Origin of the sequence: Streptomyces sp. A 4/2, from assembly GCF_940670765.1 — a bacterium.
Lineage (GTDB): Bacteria > Actinomycetota > Actinomycetes > Streptomycetales > Streptomycetaceae > Streptomyces.
Genome location: NZ_CALNVW010000001.1, coordinates 149406 through 170264, shown reverse-complemented (window position 1 = coordinate 170264; position 20859 = coordinate 149406). Strand labels below are relative to the sequence as shown.

At 68.8% G+C, this 20859-nt stretch carries 20 protein-coding genes and 5 tRNA genes; 15 read left to right on the top strand and 10 right to left on the bottom strand.

Annotated elements, in window-relative coordinates; translation table 11 throughout:
• Together NBY69_RS00795 and NBY69_RS00790 are read left to right on the top strand one after the other, a co-directional pair.
• Positions 1–1003: carboxyl transferase domain-containing protein (locus NBY69_RS00795; RefSeq protein WP_284347814.1), on the top strand; the 1003-nt coding region annotated here is incomplete at its 5' end.
• 29 nt (positions 1004–1032) lie between these two features.
• Positions 1033–1239: an acyl-CoA carboxylase subunit epsilon gene (locus NBY69_RS00790; RefSeq protein WP_250297604.1), complete on the top strand. Its 207-nt coding sequence runs from the start codon at positions 1033–1035 to the stop codon at positions 1237–1239.
• Positions 1240–1465: 226 nt separating this feature from the next.
• Here NBY69_RS00790 and NBY69_RS00785 read toward each other — a convergent pair whose 3' ends face one another.
• The 8 genes from NBY69_RS00785 to NBY69_RS00750 form a co-directional block, all read right to left on the bottom strand.
• Positions 1466–2047 (bottom strand): ATP/GTP-binding protein, encoded by a 582-nt coding sequence (locus NBY69_RS00785; RefSeq protein ID WP_250297603.1) that lies wholly within the window; start codon positions 2045–2047, stop codon positions 1466–1468.
• The gene (locus NBY69_RS00780; protein ID WP_250297602.1) at positions 2028–2579 is read right to left on the bottom strand and encodes a DUF742 domain-containing protein; all 552 of its coding nucleotides are present in this window, start codon (positions 2577–2579) and stop codon (positions 2028–2030) included. Before NBY69_RS00780 ends, NBY69_RS00785 begins: the two co-directional genes overlap by 20 nt.
• Before the next feature lie 89 nt (positions 2580–2668).
• On the bottom strand, positions 2669–3082 hold the full coding sequence (locus tag NBY69_RS00775) for a roadblock/LC7 domain-containing protein (protein ID WP_250297615.1): 414 nt from the start codon (positions 3080–3082) through the stop codon (positions 2669–2671).
• Between the two features lie 10 nt (positions 3083–3092).
• On the bottom strand, positions 3093–6269 hold the full coding sequence (locus NBY69_RS00770; RefSeq protein WP_250297601.1) for a nitrate- and nitrite sensing domain-containing protein: 3177 nt from the start codon (positions 6267–6269) through the stop codon (positions 3093–3095).
• Positions 6270–6605: 336 nt separating this feature from the next.
• The gene (locus tag NBY69_RS00765; RefSeq protein ID WP_250297600.1) at positions 6606–7187 is read right to left on the bottom strand and encodes an ATP/GTP-binding protein; all 582 of its coding nucleotides are present in this window, start codon (positions 7185–7187) and stop codon (positions 6606–6608) included.
• Positions 7168–7575 carry a DUF742 domain-containing protein gene (locus tag NBY69_RS00760; RefSeq protein ID WP_250297599.1) on the bottom strand — a complete coding sequence of 136 codons (408 nt, stop codon included), beginning with the start codon at positions 7573–7575 and terminating at the stop codon, positions 7168–7170. The genes NBY69_RS00765 and NBY69_RS00760 overlap by 20 nt, the downstream gene beginning before the upstream one ends.
• Before the next feature lie 120 nt (positions 7576–7695).
• The gene (locus tag NBY69_RS00755; protein WP_250297614.1) at positions 7696–8109 is read right to left on the bottom strand and encodes a roadblock/LC7 domain-containing protein; all 414 of its coding nucleotides are present in this window, start codon (positions 8107–8109) and stop codon (positions 7696–7698) included.
• Positions 8110–8118: 9 nt separating this feature from the next.
• On the bottom strand, positions 8119–11877 hold the full coding sequence (locus NBY69_RS00750; protein WP_250297597.1) for a nitrate- and nitrite sensing domain-containing protein: 3759 nt from the start codon (positions 11875–11877) through the stop codon (positions 8119–8121).
• A gap of 592 nt (positions 11878–12469) precedes the next feature.
• On the opposite strand from NBY69_RS00750, the gene NBY69_RS00745 reads away from it, so the two are divergent.
• The 9 genes from NBY69_RS00745 to NBY69_RS00705 all read left to right on the top strand — a co-directional run bounded on the left by NBY69_RS00745 (position 12470) and on the right by NBY69_RS00705 (position 16353).
• A complete protein-coding gene (locus NBY69_RS00745) occupies positions 12470–12664 on the top strand; it encodes a hypothetical protein (protein ID WP_250297595.1) in 195 nt (64 codons plus the stop codon).
• Between the two features lie 91 nt (positions 12665–12755).
• Complete coding sequence (locus NBY69_RS00740) at positions 12756–13541, top strand: fumarylacetoacetate hydrolase family protein (protein WP_250297594.1); 786 nt, start codon at positions 12756–12758, stop codon at positions 13539–13541.
• Entirely contained in the window at positions 13534–15012 is a 1479-nt protein-coding gene (gene gltX, locus NBY69_RS00735; RefSeq protein WP_250297592.1) for a glutamate--tRNA ligase, read from the top strand. Before NBY69_RS00740 ends, gltX begins: the two co-directional genes overlap by 8 nt.
• A 44-nt stretch (positions 15013–15056) precedes the next feature.
• Complete coding sequence (locus NBY69_RS00730) at positions 15057–15776, top strand: HAD family hydrolase (RefSeq protein ID WP_250297591.1); 720 nt, start codon at positions 15057–15059, stop codon at positions 15774–15776.
• A gap of 87 nt (positions 15777–15863) precedes the next feature.
• Positions 15864–15935: transfer RNA gene (locus NBY69_RS00725), tRNA-Gln, on the top strand.
• A gap of 34 nt (positions 15936–15969) precedes the next feature.
• Positions 15970–16042, top strand: a tRNA-Glu gene (locus tag NBY69_RS00720).
• A 61-nt stretch (positions 16043–16103) separates the two neighbouring features.
• A tRNA-Glu gene (locus NBY69_RS00715) sits at positions 16104–16176 on the top strand.
• An 8-nt stretch (positions 16177–16184) separates the two neighbouring features.
• A tRNA-Gln gene (locus NBY69_RS00710) sits at positions 16185–16256 on the top strand.
• Positions 16257–16280: 24 nt separating this feature from the next.
• Positions 16281–16353, top strand: a tRNA-Glu gene (locus NBY69_RS00705).
• A 144-nt stretch (positions 16354–16497) separates the two neighbouring features.
• On the opposite strand, the gene ndgR is transcribed toward NBY69_RS00705, so the two are convergent.
• Positions 16498–17214 carry an IclR family transcriptional regulator NdgR gene (gene ndgR, locus NBY69_RS00700; RefSeq protein ID WP_250297589.1) on the bottom strand — a complete coding sequence of 239 codons (717 nt, stop codon included), beginning with the start codon at positions 17212–17214 and terminating at the stop codon, positions 16498–16500.
• 173 nt (positions 17215–17387) lie between these two features.
• On the opposite strand from ndgR, the gene leuC reads away from it, so the two are divergent.
• The 4 genes from leuC to NBY69_RS00680 all read left to right on the top strand — a co-directional run bounded on the left by leuC (position 17388) and on the right by NBY69_RS00680 (position 20540).
• Entirely contained in the window at positions 17388–18812 is a 1425-nt protein-coding gene (gene leuC, locus NBY69_RS00695; protein WP_250297587.1) for a 3-isopropylmalate dehydratase large subunit, read from the top strand.
• Positions 18813–18817: 5 nt separating this feature from the next.
• Complete coding sequence (gene leuD, locus NBY69_RS00690) at positions 18818–19411, top strand: 3-isopropylmalate dehydratase small subunit (RefSeq protein ID WP_250297585.1); 594 nt, start codon at positions 18818–18820, stop codon at positions 19409–19411.
• A gap of 104 nt (positions 19412–19515) precedes the next feature.
• Entirely contained in the window at positions 19516–19794 is a 279-nt protein-coding gene (locus NBY69_RS00685) for a hypothetical protein (RefSeq protein WP_250297583.1), read from the top strand.
• A gap of 92 nt (positions 19795–19886) precedes the next feature.
• The gene (locus tag NBY69_RS00680) at positions 19887–20540 is read left to right on the top strand and encodes an HU family DNA-binding protein (RefSeq protein ID WP_250297581.1); all 654 of its coding nucleotides are present in this window, start codon (positions 19887–19889) and stop codon (positions 20538–20540) included.
• A 102-nt stretch (positions 20541–20642) separates the two neighbouring features.
• Here the strand turns inward: NBY69_RS00680 and NBY69_RS00675 are convergent, their stop codons facing one another.
• A complete protein-coding gene (locus NBY69_RS00675; RefSeq protein WP_250297580.1) occupies positions 20643–20846 on the bottom strand; it encodes a hypothetical protein in 204 nt (67 codons plus the stop codon).
• Positions 20847–20859: the final 13 nt, after the last annotated feature.

Genomic DNA, 20859 nt, shown 5'->3' with positions numbered 1-20859 from the left:
CTTCATGGTCCGTGAGACCTCCCAGATGTTCATCACCGGACCGGACGTGGTCCGCGCGGTGACCGGTGAGGAGATCACCCAGAACGGGCTCGGTGGCGCCGACGTGCACGCCGAGACCTCCGGCGTCGCGCACTTCGCGTACGACGACGAGGAGACCTGCATCGCCGAGGTCCGCTACCTCATCTCGATGCTCCCCTCGAACAACCGTGAGAACCCGCCGTCGCACCCCAGCGAGGACCCGGCCGACCGGCGTTCCGAGGTCCTGCTCGACCTGGTGCCCGCGGACGGCAACCGCCCGTACGACATGCACAAGGTCATCGAGGAGCTCGTCGACGACGGCGACTACCTGGAGATCCACGAGCGCTGGGCCCGCAACATCATCTGCGCCCTCGCCCGGATGGACGGACAGGTCGTCGGCATCGTCGCCAACCAGCCGCAGTCCCTGGCGGGTGTGCTGGACATCGAGGCGTCCGAGAAGGCCGCGCGCTTCGTGCAGATGTGTGACGCTTTCAATATCCCGATCATCACGCTGCTCGACGTGCCCGGCTTCCTGCCGGGTGTGGACCAGGAGCACGGTGGCATCATCCGGCACGGGGCGAAGCTGCTCTACGCGTACTGCAACGCGACCGTGCCGCGGATCTCGCTGATCCTGCGCAAGGCCTACGGGGGTGCGTACATCGTCATGGACTCCCAGTCCATCGGCGCCGACCTCACCTACGCCTGGCCCACCAACGAGATCGCGGTGATGGGCGCCGAGGGCGCGGCCAACGTCATCTTCCGCAAGCAGATCGCCGAGGCCGAGGACCCCGACGCCATGCGTGCCCGCATGGTCAAGGAGTACAAGGCCGAGCTGATGCACCCCTACTACGCCGCGGAGCGCGGGCTGGTCGACGACGTCATCGACCCGGCCGAGACCCGTGAAGTGCTCATCGCCTCGCTCGCGATGCTGCGGACCAAGCACGCCGATCTGCCCTCGCGCAAGCACGGCAACCCGCCTCAGTAACCCGCACGCCTCAGCAGAGGAGACACACCTTGAGTACTCCCACCGCCGCCGCATCGCTGCTCCGGGTCGAGAAGGGGCACGCGGAGCCGGAGGAGCTGGCCGCGATCACCGCGATCCTGCTGGCCCGCGCCGGTACGCAGCCCGCGGCCCCGGCCCACGTGAGCCGCTCCACGGCCGGCTGGCGCCGCCTGGAGCGCACGCCGGGATTCCGCGCGCCGCACTCCTGGCAGGGCTGAGCCCCTGGCTTCCGGGCCCTCGCTGCTCCCTCCGGGGAGCGGCGGGGGCCCGTTTCTTGTGTCCCCGGTCCGCCGGGACGAACCAAGCCCGTCCGGCGATCAAGGACACCCTTGGAGCCCCTCCGGCAATTGAAGGAGCCGGGGCGGTGGGGCGGGAGCCCCGCAGGCAGCAGAAGGCCCGCACCCCCGAAGGGGCGCGGGCCTTCGTCGCGTACCGGCCGCGGAGCTACCGCAGGCGGGCCATCAGCGCGTGCTCCACCAGCGTGATCAGCGCGCTCTTCGCGTCCGCGCGGTGTCGCGCGTCCGTGGTGAGGATCGGGGTGTCCGGCCCGATCTGGAGCGCCTCGCGGACCTCGTCGGGGGTGTACGGCTGGTGTCCGTCGAAGCCGTTGAGGGCGATGACGAACGGCAGCCCCGAGTTCTCGAAGTAGTCCACCGCCGGGAAGCAGTCGGCGAGGCGGCGGGTGTCGACCATGACCACGGCGCCGATCGCGCCGCGCACCAGGTCGTCCCACATGAACCAGAAACGGTCCTGCCCGGGGGTGCCGAACAGGTACAGGATCAGATCCTGGTCCAAGGTGATGCGTCCGAAGTCCATGGCCACCGTCGTGGTGGTCTTGTCCCCGGTGTGCGTGAGGTCGTCGATGCCTGCCGAAGCAGACGTCATGACGGCCTCGGTACGCAGCGGGTTGATCTCCGAGACGGCGCCTACGAACGTGGTTTTGCCCACGCCGAAGCCCCCTGCCACCACGATCTTCGCGGAGGTAGTGGAGCGGGCTGCACCGCCGCTAGAGCTTGCGAAGTCCACTGAGCACCCTTTCGAGCAGTGTCACATCTGGCTGGCCGCCGACGGCATCGTCGCCGCCGGGCTGATGAATCGCGACGAGCCCGGCCTCGGCCAGATCGGCGACGAGGATGCGGGCGACGCCGAGGGGAATCGTGAGCAGCGCCGAGATCTCGGCAACGGACTTGATCTCGACGCAGAGTCGGCAGATCCGCTGGTGCTCGGGCAACTGCCCGTGCAACTGCGAAGGTTCTGCCGTGGTGCTGACCAGTGCCTCGATGGCGAGCTGGTAGCGCGGCCGGGTCCGGCCGCCGGTCATGGCGTACGGGCGTACCAAAGGATTGTGGGCCGCGGGAGCCGGATCCGGCTCAGGGGCCCAGTGCGGCTGCACCGGCTGGATACGGGGCGGCTGGTCGTACGGAGAAGGCGGCTGCGGCTCACCGGAGGGGCGACCGTGTCTGCCGGGCGTGGAGGGAAAATCGAAACGGTTCCGGTCGAACTCGCCCGGAGACTGCTGCCCGCCGTAGTAGGGGTGATCGCCTGGTGGTGTTGACACGTTTCCTCCTCCGACTGCCGGTCGCTGTTCCTGTGGAGCCGCGCCACCGCACCATAAGGCGCGGTGGCCAGAAACGCACTGTCTGTTTGCTAGTTGAGAAGGCTGCCCTGCAATTCCGCACGGAGGTCCGGGGTGAGCACGTTGCCCGCACGGTCCACCAGCAGGGCCATCTCGTACCCCACCAGACCGATGTCGGCCTCGGGATGGGCGAGTACGGCCAGCGAGGAACCGTCGGAGACGGACATGATGAAGAGGAAGCCGCGCTCCATCTCCACGACGGTCTGGTTGACATGACCGCCCTCGAAGATCCGGGACGCCCCCGCGGTGAGCGAGGTCAACCCGGAAGCGACTGCCGCCAACTGGTCGGCGCGGTCACGCGGAAAGCCTTCGGACATCGCCAGAAGGAGTCCGTCGGCGGAGACCACCACGGTGTGGGACACCCCGGGGGTGTTGTCCACGAAGTTGGTGATCAACCAGTTCAGGTTCTGCGCCGCCTGGCTCATCGGGCTCACACTAACGCTCCTGGTTGTAGGTGCTGTCAGGACCACTGTGGTGAATCCCGGTGGCCTGACCGTTCGTGTCACTACCTTCATTGCGTCCCCGCAGGACGCCACGGCGCAGGTTGCTCAACCTGCCCCGGACGTCTTCGGGCGCGCGGGAGACCTGGGGGCCGCCCTGCGGGGTCTGTTCAGCCTTGCCCTCGACCAAGTTGGCCTTGGGCACCCGCACGGGGAGGCCGGAGGGGGTGACCCCGCCTGCCTTCGGCTCGCGCAGCTTCTCCGCCCGCTGCCAGCGCTCGTCGTTCGACGACTGCCAGTCCTCGGGTCCGCTGCGTTCCCCGTCCCCACTCTGCTGTTCGGGGTCCGGCTTCGGCGGCTGCGGCTGACCTCCGCGGCGGGGAAGCCCTGCGTCGGTCAGTTCGTGGGAGGTGCTCGGAGACGGTCCCGGACGGGGGAAGCCTACGCGCTCGGAAGCGCTCGCGGGAGCGACCGGAGCAGATTCCGCTTCCGGCTGGTAAGCCGTCCGAAAACCGTCCTGGTACGTGGCCTGACCAGCCCAGTCGTCCTGATGTGCCTGGGGGTCGAACGGGCTGTCGTACGAAGCCTGCTGAGCCGCCGGGGCGAGGTGTCCGGAGTCCGTCGGAACCGGTTCCGCATAGTCAGTTCCGGGGTAGCCGGCGGAGCCCGGGTAGCCGTTCTGTCCGTACGACTCCTGCTGCGGCTGCGCCGGCTGCTGTACGTACTGCGCGTAGTCCTCGTGCTGCGGCTGCTGGTACTGCTGCCGGCCGAACTCGTCCTGCCCGTAACCGGCCTGAGCAGGCGCCTCGTCGCGGAAGAGCGGCCGTCCGCCGCCGGAGGACGGTCCGTCCAGCGCGGGCCGCCCGCGCGGCGGTGCGACGGGCAGCGGCTGAAGGGGCTCGCCGTCGCCGTACCGGGTGTCGTCGAAGCCGAGTTCGGCCGCCGTCGGCGACGGAGCGGTCTCGAAGGACAGCTGTTCCCGGGACTGCTGCTCGGGAATGATCGAGGAGACGTCGAAGTCGTCCGCGGGCAGCGGCTCGCCGCCGCCCCCGTGGGTGATGGCGTCGGGGAGCATGACCAGCGAAGTGGTGCCCGCCTGCTCGCCCGAGGGGCGCAGCTGGACCCGTACCCCGTGCCGGTCGGCGAGGCGGCCCACCACGAAGAGCCCCATGCGCTGCGAGATCGCCGCGTCCACCGTCGGCGGGTTGGCCAGCTTGTGGTTGATGTCCGCGAAGTCCTCGGCGGTGAGGCCGATGCCCTTGTCATGGATCTCGATCATCACCCGGCCGTCCGGCAGCCGGGTCGCGGTGACCCGCACCTTGGTCTGCGGCGAGGAGAACGTGGTCGCGTTCTCCAGCAGCTCGGCGAGCAGATGCACGAGGTCGGTGACGGCCTGGCCGTGGATCTCGGTCTCGGTGACTCCGGTCAGCTCGATGCGCTCGTACGACTCGACCTCCGACGACGCGGCCCGCAGCACATCGACGAGCGGCACCGGCTGGTTCCACCGGCGGCCGGGCTCCTCACCCGCGAGGACCAGCAGGTTCTCACCGTTGCGGCGCATCCGGGTCGCCAGGTGGTCCAGCTTGAAGAGGCTCTCCAACTGCTCCGGCTCGGCCTCGCGGTTCTCCAGCGCGGTGATCAGCGTCAGCTGGCCCTCGATGAGCGACTGGTTGCGGCGCGAGAGGTTGGTGAAGATCGCGTTGACGTTGCCCCGGAGCATGGCCTGCTCGGACGCGAGCCGGACCGCCTCACGGTGGACCTGGTCGAAGGCGCGGGCGACCTCGCCGATCTCGTCCTGGGTGTTGATCGGGATGGGCTGTACGCGGGTGTCCACCCGGCCCGGATCGGTACGCGAGAGCTGGTCGACCAGCGTCGGCAGCCGCTGCTCGGCTATCCCGAAGGCGGCCGTGCGCAGCCGTCGCATCGCGTGGCTCATCTGGCGGGCCATCATCCCGGCCAGCACGAAGGCCGCGAGGAGGGCGACCAGGACGACGGCGCCGTTGGTGACGGCGTCCTTCTTCGCGTCGTGCGAGATCTTCGCCGCGTCCCCGACCGCGTTGTCGACCAGGTGCTTCTCCAGGGCGCTGTAGCCGTTGAACTTCACCCCGGCCGCCGTGCTCCAGGATTCGGCCGTGATGCCCTTGGCCCGCAGCGCGGCGGGGCTCTGGCCCTTGCCGATCTCCGCCGCGATGCCGTCGAACACCGAACCGCCCTTGGACGGCGGCGTCACATAGGACTTCTTCGCGTCCTTGGCCGCCTGCCTGTCCTGGTCGATTCGGGTCCTGCCCGAGGCGGCCTGCGCCGCCATCTCCGACTTCAGGTTGTCGGCGTCGGCCTGGGTGCCGCCGGAGAGGTACTCCTGGAGGGCGATCTGCTCCAGGTAGTTGTACGAGTTGAAGGCGACGACCTGTGCCTGGAAGGTCGCGGGATCCTTGCTGGGCCGCACCAGCAGATGGGTGCCGATGGCCCGCTGAAGCGATTCTGCGGCCTGGGCCAGCTGGATCGCGTAGACCGTACGCCCGTAGCTGGTGATGTTGCCGGTGCCGAGGCCGAGTTCGTTGGAGAACTCCATCAGCGAGTGCTGGACCTTGACGTAGCCCTCTTCGGTCCTCACCGGGTCCATCGCCTGGATGTAGGCGGTCTTGCGCAGCGTGGGGAGGGTGGGTTCCTCGACCCGGAAGAGCTGCAGACGGCGCTGGAGGCCCTTCTTCCGGGGCAGGTTCTTCACCGCGGTGTCGAAGGACTTCGCGGCGTCGTCGGTGCGCCGGTACGCCTCGGCGACGAGCGCGTTGCCGTCGCGGTGGTTGGACAGCAGCGGCTCGGCGCTGATGTCGCGCTCGGCCAGCAGCGCCTCGCTGTACGCGGAGGCGGCCCGTACGACGAGAGCGACCTGCTCGGCGTCCTGCGCCTGGTTCCAGGTGGTGATCGAGTCCTTGACCTGGAATCCGCCCATGACCAGGCCGACGACGACCGGGATGAGGAGGATCGCGTTGAGCTTGGTGGGCACACGCCAGTTGCGAGGCGACAGTCTGCTCCCGCTGCTGCCGAGGTCACCGTCCCCCGAGGGGGTGGCAGCCCCGGTCCTTCCGGCGGAAGACGCAGCCGACCGCGACGGCGGGGTGAAGTTCCCCCGCGTCTGTTCCGCCGCGGAGCTGTTCCTGCTTCGCCTCACTCGACCAACAACCTCTCGGCGTCGGCACCTACGGTGTGCCGTTTTCGTTCAGAGCCGTACTACTCGGGAGTTCGTCGAATTCCAGCACGTCGGGCGGCATGGCTCCAAACAGCTGGAACCAGCCGCACCGAGTGGCGTACGCCTCAGATAAAACGGTCATACAGAGCGAGCCCAGCCAAAAGCAGGGACCGATATGAGCACAGCGACACCGATCGAGTGCAACGGGTGTCCGCAGTCGATGAATTCTCTGTCGAAACGTTATGAACATGGGGGCGGATCGTGTCAAAGGACGCAGCCCGCCCCAGAACACCTACGGCAACTGCCGTATGGGGACGACTACTTGAGACGTGCCATGAGTGCGTGCTCGACGAGGGTGATGAGTCCGCTCTTTGCATCTGCGCGGTGTCGCGCGTCCGTGGTGAGGATCGGGGTGTCGGGGCCGATCTGCAGGGCCTCGCGCACCTCGTCGGGGGTGTACGGCTGGTGTCCGTCGAAGCCGTTGAGGGCGATGACGAACGGCAGCCCCGAGTTCTCGAAGTAGTCGACCGCCGGGAAGCAGTCGGACAGCCTGCGGGTGTCGACCAGCACGATGGCGCCGATCGCGCCGCGCACCAGGTCGTCCCACATGAACCAGAAGCGGTCCTGCCCGGGGGTGCCGAACAGGTACAGGATCAGGTCCTGGTCGAGGGTGATGCGTCCGAAGTCCATGGCGACGGTGGTCGTCGTCTTGTCCCCGGTGTGCGTGAGGTCGTCGATGCCCGCGGAAGCGGACGTCATGACGGCCTCGGTACGCAGCGGGTTGATCTCCGAGACGGCGCCGACGAAGGTGGTCTTGCCGACGCCGAAGCCCCCCGCCACCACGATCTTCGCGGAGGTGGTCGATCGAGCCGCTCCGCCGCTAGAGCTTGCGAAGTCCACTGAGCACCCTTTCGAGCAGTGTGACGTCCGGGGTACCGCCGGCCTCGCCGTTGCCCGGCTGGTGGATGGCCACCATGCCGGCCTCCGCCAGGTCGGCCACGAGGATCCGGGCGACGCCCAGCGGCATCGAGAGCAGCGCCGAGACCTCGGCCACCGACTTGACCTCGCGGCACAGGTGGCAGATCCGCTGGTGCTCGGGGAGCAGGCCCGCGAGATGCACCGGGTCGGCCGTGGTGCTGACCAGCGCCTCGATGGCGAGCTGGTAGCGCGGCCGGGTCCGGCCGCCGGTCATGGCGTACGGACGTACCAGCGGCTGGTTGCCCTCACTGTCGTACGACGCGTCGTGCAGGGCGCCGTACGGATCGTGCGAGGCGGGGGGCGGGGTCATGGATCCTCCGGGCGTGACAGCGGTGAGTCGGAGTGCCGTCTGTTTGGGCCGGTGGGGGGGTCGGGATACGGCCGGACGGTAGGTGAGGAAGGTACGGGCAAAACCTGTGGGTGACGCTGTCTAGTGGAGCAAGCTCCCCTGGAGTTCGGCGCGCAGGTCCGGGGTGAGGACGCTGCCCGCACGGTCGACCAGCAGGGCCATCTCGTATCCGACCAGACCGATGTCGCAGTCCGGGTGGGAGAGCACGGCCAGCGAGGAGCCGTCCGAGACCGACATGAGGAAGAGGAAGCCGCGCTCCATCTCCACCACGGTCTGGGCGACGTCGCCGCCTTCGAAGATCCGGGAGGCACCCGCGGTGAGCGAGGTCAGCCCGGAGGCCACTGCCGCCAATTGGTCGGCACGGTCACGCGGAAAGCCTTCGGACATGGCCAGAAGAAGTCCGTCGGCAGAGACCACCACCGTGTGGGACACCCCAGGGGTGTTGTCCACGAAGTTCGTGATCAACCAGTTCAGATTCTGCGCCGCCTGGCTCATCGGACTCAACTAGTGCTCCTGCTGGTGAGAGGGGCCGGTTCCGGCTTGGCGGCCCTGCTGGATGCCACGCCGGAGATTGGTCAGCCGGCCGCGTACGTCGTCTGGCGCACGCGAAACCTGCGGACCGGCCTGGTGGGCCTGCTGCTGTGCGGTGCCGGGGACCAGATTGGCACGCGGTACCCGTCGGGGCAGACCGGATGTGGTGACACCACCGGCTGCGGGCTTCTTCGCCCGCTCCGCCTGCCGTACGAGTTCGTCGTTGGGAGACGAGCGCCAGGTGGTGCTCGGTCCGCCCTGCCCGGCGGGCTCACGGCGGGGTGCCGGAGAGGCAGCCGCCGTCGGCTGCTGGGGTACGGAGGGTTCCTGCGGCTCGGCGGCCCTCGCGGCCTGCGCGCCGTGGAACCAGTTGGTCTCCAGCGTGTCGTAGAGCGGCGTACGGCCGTCACCGGGATCGGCGGCCGGCGGCAGCGCGTCGTACTGGGGCTGCTGCGGCAGGCTGTGGGGGACGGCGGGACGCGGCAGGCCCGGCGCGGGGCCGTCGTTCTCGCGGTCACGCCGGTTCGGCAGACCGCCCGGAGCCTCCGAAGGGGCAGGCGGGCGCGGTGCGTTGAAGTCCGAGAACTCCGGCCGCGGGAACTGCGCCGTGGACGCGGGGTCCTGCGGCTGCTGCTGCGGCTCCTGGTACTGCGGCTCCTGGTACCCGCCGTCCTGCTGGTGCGGTTCCTGGTGCTGCTGCACCTGGGGCACCTGAGGAATCTGCGGGCGCCGCTGGGGGCCACGGACGTCCGGGCGCTCGAAGACGTCGGAGCGCTCGAACTGGCCGGTGCTCTGCGGCGGCGGCCCGTCGAAGTCCGGACGCTGGAACTCGGCGGTGGATCCCGGGCCCTGCCGCTCGTTGAAGAACGTGTCGGACCCGCCCTGCCGGTCCTGGGAAGGGAATCCGCCGGGCTGGGCGCCATGGGGCGGCGCCCCGTTGGACTGACGCATCGGCCGCAACGGCTGCCGGTACTGCGCACCCGGTCCGCCCGCGTCCGTCTCCTCGTGGCCGCGCGGCACGTCGGGCCCACCGCGCTGCGGCAGTTCGTTGCCCCAGCTCGGGGTCTGCGGGCGCTGCGCCGCCTGCGGCTGGGGGTTACCGCCGGGCAGCTCGGCCCGGGGACCGCCGCTGGGCGGCAGCTGCTGCTGACGTCCCGGCTGAGGCTGGAAGGCGTCGTTCCCCGACTGCTGGGGGAACTGCTGGCCGGGCTGCCGACGCCCGGGACCGTTACCGCCCTGGCCGTCCTGACCGCCCTGGCCCATGCGGCGGGGCATGGGCGCCCCGGCGCCGAAGGCGTTCATCGAAGCGGGGGCCGGCGCCGAAGTGCCCTGCGGCGGACCGGGCTGCTGCGGTGCCCCGCCCTGCTGCGGGCCGCCGGGGTGGATCGAACGGTCTCCGTCGCGGGAGGGCAGCGCGGCGCGCGGTCCGTTCCCCGCGACCTGGCCGCGCGGGGTGCCCGCCGCGACCTGACCACGCGGAGTACCGGCGCCGACCTGGCCGCGCGGAGTACCCGGACCGACCCGGCCGGAGCCGGCCGACGGAGGCTTCTGCCCCATCTGCGGCTGTCCGCCGGGGACTCCGGGCTTGGCCGGGGCCTTCTTGCCGCCCTGGGCGACATCGACGGGCAGCATGACCAGCGCGGTCGTACCACCGGAGTCGGACGGCCTGAGCTGGATGCGGATGCCGTGTCGCAGGGACAGCCGGCCGACCACGAACAGACCCATCCGGCGGGACACCGAGACGTCCACGGTGGGCGGCGAGGCGAGCCGCTCGTTGATCGCCGCGAGGTCCTCGGGGGAGAGACCGATACCGGTGTCGTGGATCTCGACGAGGACCCGGCCGTCGGGCAGCGCGTGCCCGGTGACGCGGACCTTCGTCTGCGGCGAGGAGAACGACGTCGCGTTCTCCAGCAGCTCGGCGAGCAGGTGGACGAGGTCGTTGACCACGCGGCCCGCGACCTCGGTCGCGGGAACCGCCGCCAGCTCGATGCGCTCGTACTGCTCCACCTCGGACGCGGCGGCGCGGAGCACGTCGACCAGCGGCACGGGACGGGTCCACCGGCGGCCCGGCTCCTCGCCCGCGAGGACGAGGAGGTTCTCACCGTTCCGGCGCATACGGGTCGCGAGGTGGTCGAGCTTGAAGAGCGAGGACAGCTGGTCCGGGTCGGCCTCACGCGACTCCAGCTCGGAGATGAGCGAGAGCTGGCGCTGGATGAGGCCCTGGCTGCGGCGCGAGAGGTTGGTGAACATCGCGTTGACGTTGCCCCGCAGCATGGCCTGCTCGGAGGCGAGCCGGACAGCCTCGCGGTGCACGTCGTCGAAGGCCGCGGCGACCTGTCCGATCTCGTCCCGGCTGTGCACACCGACGGACTCGACGGAGGTGTCCACGTCCTGCGGGTCGGTCTCGGACAGCTGCTTGACCAGCTCGGGCAGGCGCTCCCCGGCGACCTTGGTGGCGGTGTCCTGCAGCCGGCGCAGCGAACGGATCATGGACCGGGCGACGACGTAGGCGCCGACCAGCGACACACCCAGGACGAGCACGATCAGCGCGGCGTTCATGATCGCCTCGCTCTCGGCGTCGTTCCGCAGCGAGCGGGCCTTCTGTTCCATCTCGCCGAGCAGCGTGGCCTCGATGGTCTTCATGGCCGTGATGCGGTTGCTGTCCGCGTCGTACCAGTCCTTGTACGAACGAGGGGCCTGGTTGGCCAGACCGCCTTGGTTCTCCAGGACGTGCTTCGCGTACAGGTTGGCCGCCGTGATCTCCGGGTTACCGGTGTCCAACGGGGCGGTCAGCGTCGCGGAGTTGCCCGCGTAGACCAGCTTGAAGGACTTGAGCGCGTCCTCCTCGCTCTGCATCGCGGACTTGGCGAAGAGCCGGTCGCTCTCCTCCAGGTGGCCGTGGTCCTTCTTGTTCGGCGGCAGGGCCGCGGAGATGACCGCCCGCTGGATGGACGCGTACTCCTTGGCGGACGAGAAGGCCGCCAGGGCGCGCGTGCGCTTGATCATCTCGGGGTTGGCGGTCGCCTGTGCCATGTCCTGCGAGAGGCCGAGCAGCGAGTCGATCAGTTCGCTGTACTCGTTGACCGTCTGCGTGGTGGTGGCATTGCCCTGGTAGGCGTCGGCGCGGATGGCCTTGAGGCGGGTCAGCTTGGTGGCGATGCCGCGGAGGCTGCCCCGGATCGACTCGATCGACTCGTCACGCTTGGTGCTGTCGAACTGCGTGGTGCCGTCGAGGAATGCCTTGTCGGCGAGGTCGGTGCGCTTGCGCGGCTCCGCGACGTTGAAGTCGTCGGCCTTCGCGCCGTGTGCCAGCGGACCCGCGGACTTGTCCCGCTCCTCCTGGAGCGCGGCGGCCAGCTCGGTCGCCTGCTTGGTCATCTGGGTGAGCAGCTGCATGTGGTCCAGCTGCTGCATCTTGGTCAGCGAGTCGTCGATGCGCAGCCCGCCGAGGGTGGTCGCGGCGACCACGGGCAGTGCCAGCAGCGACACGAGACGGGTGCTGATGCGCCAGTTGCGCAGGGCTATTCGTGAGCCGGTGCTGACCGGGCCCTTCGACTTCGGAGCAGCCGGGACCGAGGCCGAGGCCGAACCTCTGGACTCACCCGCGCCGGCCGAGGCCGGACCGTGGTTCTGCGGGTTCTGGGCGTGCTGGGGGGAGGAGGCGCGGTCGGTCCCGCCGCGCGGCTCCTGTTCCGCCGCAGCGCTGCCATCCCTCTTGAAACGTCCCTGCACTAGCGTCGCAACCTCTGGACCAGGCGTCCCTCCGCACAGGCGGTGGCACGGTGTCGAGTCGTGGGGCGCGGCGCGCCCCATGGTGGTCGTCAGTGACCGGCGTCTTTACTTTCCCCCTTCACCGCCGCCACTCGGCGCTGCGTTGCGCCCGTCGTGCGCCGGTCCGGTCGTGTCTCCACAAAGACTGCGCGGCAGTGCGTGGAATTCCAGCACAGTGACGGATCTCCAACAAGGGCCAAGTACCTGGCCGTGACCTTATTGACAGGGCGTGAGCGCCGAGTTACCAGGCGTAGAAAGTGATCACGGAGGAATCGGACTTTTGTTTACGTACCGCTTACGGCCGGGGGGTGTCCCAGTCGCGACGATCAGGAGCGGAATGAATGGTTCAGGTACGCAATGTCCCTTTGGTGATAGAGGGTTGAGTGTCTGAAATGCCCCAATTATCCGGTGAGTCGTGAGGAAACTCACACCTGGATCGTTGTCCCCTCCACGCTTCTGCGGGGAATCAGATGTTTAGCCTGACGCTTTACAGGGATGGCGAATCCGACAACCCGGCGCTCCGCGCCCCCGACCGACAGGGCCGAACAAGCAGATGAAGACGACGACGTTGTTCCGCAACACTGCCAACCCCCGCCGCACCACGCTCGCCCACCTCGCGGACGCCGAGCAGCTGCAGCGCCCCGAGCAGCCGGAGCACGCCGTGACCCTGCCCACCGCGACGGCCAACCCCCGCCGCACCATCCTGATGGAAGCACCCGCCCCGACGCAGGTCACCGACGCCGAGTGACGCGGGGTAATCGCGCGGCAGCCCCTCCCCGCCCGAGTTAGCCTGGAGCGTCAGACTCCAGCCAGCCAGTAAGTGAGGGGCGACAGCACTCGTGCGCATCGCCAGATTCTCCATCGACGGCAATGTCGCCTTCGGCGCGGTCGAGGGCGAAGACACCGGCAACGCAGCCGGTCTCGTCCTCGACATCATCAAGGGCATTCCGTACGCCGACTTCGAGCTCTCGGGCACCAAGGTCCCGCTGAGCAAGGTCCGGCTGCTGCCGCCCGTGCTCCCCAACAAGGTCGTCGCCTTCGGCCGCAACTACGCGGAGCACGCGGCAGAACTCGGCAACGAGGTCCCGGACGCCCCGTTCGCCTTCTTCAAGCCCACCACCTCGGTGATCGGCTCCGGCGACGCCATCGAGTACCCCTCCTTCTCCAGCGAGCTGCACCACGAGGCCGAACTGGCCGTGGTCATCGGCCGGATGTGCCGCGAGGTCCCGCGCGAACGCGTCAAGGACGTCATCTTCGGCTACACCTGCGCCAACGACGTGACCGCCCGCGACGTCCAGAAGCGCGAGAAGCAGTGGGCCAGGGCCAAGGGCTTCGACACCTCGTGTCCGCTGGGCCCCTGGGTGGAGACCGACCTCGACCCGTCCGACCTCACCATCCAGGCCACGGTCAACGGCGACCAGCGCCAACTCGGCCGGACCAGCGAGATGATCCACTCCATCGAGGATCTGATCGTCAACATCTCCGACGCCATGACACTCCTTCCCGGAGACGTCATCCTGACCGGCACCCCGGCCGGCGTCGGACCGCTCAACATCGGCGACGAGGTCGCCGTCACCATCGAAGGCATCGGCACTCTCACCAACAAGGTGATCAAGCGTGGCTAACGCGACCGTCCGCGTACGTTTCTGTCCCTCCCCGACCGGCAACCCGCACGTGGGCCTGGTCCGTACCGCCCTGTTCAACTGGGCGTTCGCCCGGCACACCGGCGGCACCATGGTCTTCCGTATCGAAGACACCGACGCGGCCCGCGACTCCGAGGAGTCGTACAACCAGCTCCTCGACTCGCTGAGCTGGCTCGGTCTCGACTGGGACGAGGGCCCCGACGAGGTCGGCGGCCCGCACGCGCCGTACCGCCAGTCGCAGCGCATGGACATCTACGCGGACATCGCGAAGAGGCTCCAGGCCGCGGGCCACGCGTACGACTGCTACTGCACCACCGCCGAGCTGGACGAGCGCCGCGACGCCGCCCGGAAGGCGGGCAGGCCCTCGGGGTACGACGGCCACTGCCGCGACCTCACCGAGGAGCAGACCGCCGCGTACAAGGCCGAGGGCCGTACGTCCATCGTCCGCTTCCGGATGCCCGACGAGACGATCACCTTCGACGACCTGGTCCGCGGTGAACTCACCTTCACCCCGGAGAACGTGCCGGACTTCGGGATCGTCCGGGCCAACGGCGCCCCCCTCTACACGCTCGTCAACCCGGTCGACGACGCGCTGATGGAGATCACGCACGTGCTGCGCGGCGAGGACCTGCTCTCCTCCACCCCGCGCCAGATCGCGCTCTACAAGGCGCTGATCGAACTGGGCGTCGCCAAGCAGATCCCGCTCTTCGGACACCTCCCGTACGTCATGGGCGAGGGCAACAAGAAGCTCTCCAAGCGTGACCCCGAGGCGTCCCTCAACCTCTACCGCGAGCGCGGCTTCCTCCCCGAGGGGCTGCTCAACTACCTGTCCCTGCTGGGCTGGTCGTTCTCCGCGGACCGGGACATCTTCACGGTCGCCGAGCTGGTCGAGAAGTTCGACATCAAGGACGTCAACGCCAACCCGGCCCGCTTCGACCTGAAGAAGGCCGAGGCGATCAACGCCGACCACATCCGGCTGCTGGACGTGAAGGCCTTCACCGAGGCCTGCACCCCGTGGCTGCGCGCCCCGCACGCGAACTGGCCGGAGGAGAACTTCGACCAGGCCGCCTGGGAGGCCATCGCCCCGCACGCCCAGACCCGCCTCACGGTCCTCTCGGACATCACGGCCAACGTCGACTTCCTCTTCCTGGACCAGCCGGTCGAGGACGAGGCGTCCTGGACCAAGGCGATGAAGGGCGACCCGGTCGCCCTCCTCACCACGGCCCGCGCCAACCTGGCCGACGCCGACTGGACCAGCCCCGAGGCGCTCAAGGCAGCCGTCCTGGCAGCCGGCGAGACCCACGGCCTGAAGCTCGGCAAGGCCCAGGCCCCGGTCCGCGTCGCGGTCACCGGCCGCACGGTCGGCCTGCCGCTCTTCGAGTCCCTGGAGATCCTGGGCAAGGAGCGCTCGCTCCAGCGGATCGACGCGGCGCTGGCGAAGCTGTCCGCGTAAAGAACCACCGACAGCCCGGGTGTTGCCGTCCTAGGCTGGAACACATGCAGATACGCGCGATCCTCTGGGACATCGACGACACGATCTTCGACTACACCAGCGCCGACCGCATCGGCATGCGACAGCATCTGGAGGCCGAGGGCCTGCCCGACGGATACGAGTCCGTCGAGCAGGCCCTCGTCCGTTGGCGGGAGATCACCGACCAGTGCTGGGCGCGTTTCTCGGCAGGGGAGACGGACTGGCAGGGCCAGCGCCGCGACCGGGTCCGCTCGTTCACGGGCGGGGCACTGAGCGACGAGGCGGCGGACGCCTGGTTCGCCCGTCATCTCGCCCGCTACGAGGCCGCCTGGGAGCTCTTCCCCGACTTCCTGCCGGCCCTGGACCAGCTGACGGCGGACTACCGCCATGGCGTGCTGTCGAACTCCGCCGCCCACAACCAGGAACACAAACTGCGCACGCTCGGTGTACGGGACCGGTTCGAGGTGCTGGTCTGCGCCGCCGAACTGGGCGTCGCCAAACCCGCACCGGGGGCCTTCCACGCAGCCTGTGACGCCCTGGGGCTCGTACCGGGGGAGGTCCTGTACGTCGGAGATCAGCCGGACATCGACGCGGCCGGTGCGCTCGCCGCCGGACTGTCCGCGGTCTGGCTCGACCGCCAAGATCGCGGAGGGCGGCCCGAACTGGTCCGGATCACCGGACTCGGCCGGCTACCCGGCCTGCTGCGGGGCGATACCCGTTTTGGAGCGCCGTCCACCTTCAGGTAATGTTCTTCTTGCGCCGCCCGACCGGGCCGGAAGGCCGGAGCGGACAGCGCAAGCCGAGCAAGACCCCATAAAGGGGTTGCGCTTTGGTGGGCTATGGTGTAATTGGCAACACAACGGTTTCTGGTACCGTCATTCTAGGTTCGAGTCCTGGTAGCCCAGCGCAAAACCAGTAGTAGCAATCCTTGCAGTACAAGCCCCCGTTGTGTAGCGGCCTAGCACGCTGCCCTCTCACGGCAGTAGCGCCGGTTCGAATCCGGTCGGGGGTACAGATCCTTCCCGTGAGTTCTTCAGGGTCGCACCCGATGAACTTGATGCAGGATCGCTAGGGCCCCCGTTGTGTAGCGGCCTAGCACGCTGCCCTCTCACGGCAGTAGCGCCGGTTCGAATCCGGTCGGGGGTACTCCACCATGGGCTATGGTGTAATTGGCAACACAACGGTTTCTGGTACCGTCATTCTAGGTTCGAGTCCTGGTAGCCCAGCGTAGTTGCTCAACCGCAGTACAAGCCCCCGTTGTGTAGCGGCCTAGCACGCTGCCCTCTCACGGCAGTAGCGCCGGTTCGAATCCGGTCGGGGGTACCCATGAGGAAGGTCCTTCACTTCGGTGAAGGACCTTTTCTGTATGCCGAGTTGGGAATTCGTCGCGGATGAGCGCGGCAGTGGGGGACGGGGGCCGCCACGACGTTGGGGCGGCCTCGGGGACTGGATGTGCGGGTGGGTGGTTCAGCCGGTACGGCGCAGCGCCTCGGAGAGCCTGCCCGCGGCGTCGATGACCGCCTGGGCGTGCATCCGCCCCGGGTGCCGGGTCAGCCGCTCGATCGGTCCCGATACGGAGACCGCGGCGACCACGCGGTTCGACGGCCCGCGTACCGGAGCGGAGACCGAGGCCACGCCGGGCTCGCGCTCGCCGATCGACTGGGCCCAGCCCCTGCGCCGGACGCCCGAGAGCGCCGTCGCCGTGAACCGGGCGCCCTGGAGCCCCCGGTGGAGACGTTCGGGCTCCTCCCAGCCCATCAGGATCTGGGCGGACGAACCGGCCTTCATGGTGAGTGTGGAGCCGACCGGGACGGTGTCCCGCAGCCCCGACAGCCGCTCCGCCGCCGCCACGCAGATCCGCATGTCGCCCTGGCGCCGGTAGAGCTGGGCGCTCTCACCGGTGACGTCGCGCAGATGTGTCAGTACCGGTCCGGCCGTGGCCAGCAGCCGGTCCTCGCCCGCCGCCGCGGCGAGCTCGGAGAGGCGGGGGCCGAGTATGAACCGGCCCTGCATGTCCCTCGCCACCAGACGGTGGTGTTCCAGTGCCACGGCAAGCCGGTGTGCCGTGGGTCGTGCGAGCCCGGTCGCCGCGACCAGCCCGGCGAGGGTGGCCGGACCGGACTCCAGAGCGCTCAATACCAGAGCTGCCTTGTCGAGAACGCCGACGCCGCTAGAGTTGTCCATGCAACGATACTCGCGTCTCACTCTGTGAAACGCAAGTTCAATTTTCCAGGGAACTTGCCAACCTGTAGGGGCGGTCGTACAACGACTCGCAGTTGCCCGCCCGGTACGGGGGTTCGGACGGGGACGCCCGATTTCTAGTTGGGCCGGCGAAGGCGCCGGCCGGAGGGAAAGCGATGGGTAGGACACTCGCGGAGAAGGTCTGGGACGACCATGTCGTCAGGCGCGCGGAAGGCGAGCCCGACCTCCTCTTCATCGATCTGCACCTGCTGCACGAGGTGACCAGCCCGCAGGCGTTCGACGGCCTGCGCCAGAACGGCCGGCCGGTGCGGCGCCTCGACCTCACCATCGCCACCGAGGACCACAACACCCCGACCATCGACATCGACAAGCCCATCGCGGACCCGGTCTCCCGGGTCCAGCTGGAGACACTGCGCAAGAACTGCGCGGAGTTCGGCGTGCGACTGCACCCGCTGGGCGACGTCGAGCAGGGTGTCGTCCACGTCGTGGGGCCGCAGCTGGGTCTGACCCAGCCGGGCACCACGGTGGTCTGCGGTGACAGCCACACCTCCACCCACGGTGCCTTCGGAGCGCTGGCGTTCGGGATCGGCACCTCGCAGGTCGAGCACGTGCTGGCGACCCAGACGCTGCCGATGGCCCGCCCCATGACGATGGCCATCACGGTCGAGGGCGAACTGCCCGACTCCGTCACGGCCAAGGACCTGATCCTGGCGATCATCGCCCGGATCGGCACCGGCGGTGGCCAGGGCTACATCCTGGAGTACCGCGGCTCCGCCATCGAGAAGCTCTCGATGGAAGCCCGCATGACCATCTGCAACATGTCGATCGAGGCGGGTGCGCGGGCGGGCATGATCGCCCCCGACCAGACCACCTTCGACTACCTCCAGGGCCGCGACCACGCCCCGCAGGGCGCGGACTGGGACGCGGCGGTCGAGTACTGGGAGACCCTGCGCACCGACGACGACGCGGTCTTCGACGCCGAGGTGTTCATCGACGGCGCCGAACTGGCCCCGTTCGTCACCTGGGGCACCAACCCCGGCCAGGGCGCCCCGCTTTCCGCCAGCGTCCCCGACCCGGCTTCGTACGAAGACGCCTCGGAGCGTCTGGCCGCCGAAAAGGCCCTGGAATACATGGGGTTGACCGCCGGGCAGCCGCTGCGTGACATCAAGGTCGACACGGTCTTCGTAGGTTCCTGCACCAACGGCCGTATCGAGGACCTGCGCAACGCGGCGGCCGTCCTGGAAGGCCGCAAAGTCGCCGACGGGGTACGGATGCTGGTCGTCCCGGGCTCGGTACGCGTCGCCCTGCAGGCCGTCGAGGAAGGCCTGAACAAGGTATTCACCGCGGCGGGCGCCGAATGGCGGCACGCGGGCTGCTCGATGTGCCTGGGCATGAACCCGGACCAACTCGCGCCCGGCGAGCGTTCGGCGTCCACCTCCAACCGTAACTTCGAGGGCAGGCAGGGCAAGGGCGGCCGTACGCACCTGGTCTCCCCGCAGGTGGCCGCCGCCACCGCCGTGCTGGGCCGGCTGGCCTCGCCGGCCGACCTGTCCGACGCTCCGACCCTCGTGGAGGCCTGATTTCCATGGAAGCTTTCACCAAGCACACCGGCCGGGTCGTCCCGCTGCGCCGCGGCAACGTCGACACCGACCAGATCATCCCGGCCCACTGGCTGAAGAAGGTCACCCGCGACGGCTTCGAGGACGGGCTCTTCGAGGCCTGGCGCAAGGACCCGCAGTTCGTGCTCAACCAGCCCGAGCGCAAGGGCGCGACGGTGCTGGTCGCGGGTCCCGACTTCGGTACCGGCTCCTCCCGCGAACACGCGGTGTGGGCCCTGCAGAACTACGGCTTCAAGACCGTGATCTCGTCCCGGTTCGCCGACATCTTCCGCGGGAACTCGCTCAAGAACGGGCTCCTGACGGTGGTTCTCGACCAGAAGATCGTGGACGCCATCTGGGAGCTGACCGAGGCCGATCCGACCGCCGAGGTCACGGTGGACCTGGAGAGCCGCCAGGTGCTCGCGGAGGGCATCACCGCCGACTTCGAGCTCGACGAGAACGCCCGCTGGCGGCTGCTGAACGGCCTGGACGACATCAGCCTCACCCTTCAGAACGAAGCGGACATCACGGCTTACGAGGCGGCCCGACCGGCCTTCAAGCCGCGTACAATTAACGCCTGAGCAGCACTTATTCAGGACTGCGCCCCCTGCCAGCCGGCAGGGGGCGCAGTCGCTTGTTGAGCCCCCGTCGGGCGACAACTCGCCCCAGATGGCACAATCGGCGCATGGGACGCGACAACCAACTCAAGCTCTACGCGGAAGTCGCCGAACAAATGAAAGAAGCGCACACAAGGGTGCGTGAACTGCAAGTCCCGGAGGGCGTAAGGATGGCGCTGTCCCGGAAGCTGTTGGTCATCACGGCCACGGCGAAGCACGATCTCACCGATGCAGCAACGCGGCTGGACCGGTTGATGAAGGACCTCGACGAGGGTCGATTCCCCGATGGCAACTCCCTTGGTGCAACTCCGCAGCGGTTGAGTTCGTTGCGGCACAAGGGTGATTAGACCGTTTCGTGTTTGATTTGCGGTATATATCTGCCTAACGTGCGAAAAAGCCTGAACAGTTTCGTTCGGGCAATGTCTCCGAAGGGGAAGACGTGAACAAGGCGCAGCTCGTAGAGGCCATTGCCGACAAGGTCGGTGGCCGCCAGCAGGCCGCAGACGCTGTCGATGCCGTACTGGACGCGATCGTCCGCGCAGTTGTCGGCGGCGACCGTGTATCGGTCACCGGCTTCGGCTCGTTCGAGAAGGTCGACCGTCCGGCCCGTTACGCCCGCAACCCGCAGACGGGTGAGCGCGTACGGGTCAAGAAGACCTCGGTGCCGCGTTTCCGCGCGGGCCAGGGCTTCAAGGACCTCGTCAGCGGCTCGAAGAAGCTCCCGAAGAACGACGTGGCCGTGAAGAAGGCGCCCAAGGGCAGCCTCTCGGGCGGTTCTTCCACCCGTACGACCGTCAAGAAGGCCGCGGCCAAGAAGGCCACCGCCGCCAAGAAGACGGCCGCGAAGAAGACCACGGCAGCGAAGACCGCCGCCAAGAAGACGGTGGCGGCCAAGAAGGCCACCACGGCCAAGAAGGCCACCACGGCCAAGGCGGTCGCGAAGAAGGCCGCCCCGGCGAAGAAGGCCACTGCGAAGAAGGCCACCGCCAAGAAGACCGCGCCGGCCAAGAAGACCGTGGCCAAGAAGGCGCCCGCGAAGAAGACCACGGCGCGCAAGACCACCGCCAAGAAGGCCACCGCCAGGAAGAAGTAGGCGGCACGGGCCACCCACGCGTCGGGCCGGACTCCTTCGGGAGTCCGGCCCGCGGTGCGTTCTGCCGTGTGTCGTGCTGCGTGCGCGGGCTGTGCGCGGGTTTCAGAAGGTCTGGAGCGTCACCAGCGAGATGTTCAGGGAGTCGCCCTCGCCCGTCGTCTCGATCCGTACCCGCTGTCCGGGCCGCAACAGTCTCAGGCCCCCCGCGTCGAAGGCCGGGGCGCCGAAAGCCACCGGGGTGCCGTCGTCGAGCAGCACGCTGCCGCTGCGGGACTCGGAGTCGTACGTGTACGCGGTCGCCTGCATGCCCGAAGCTTAC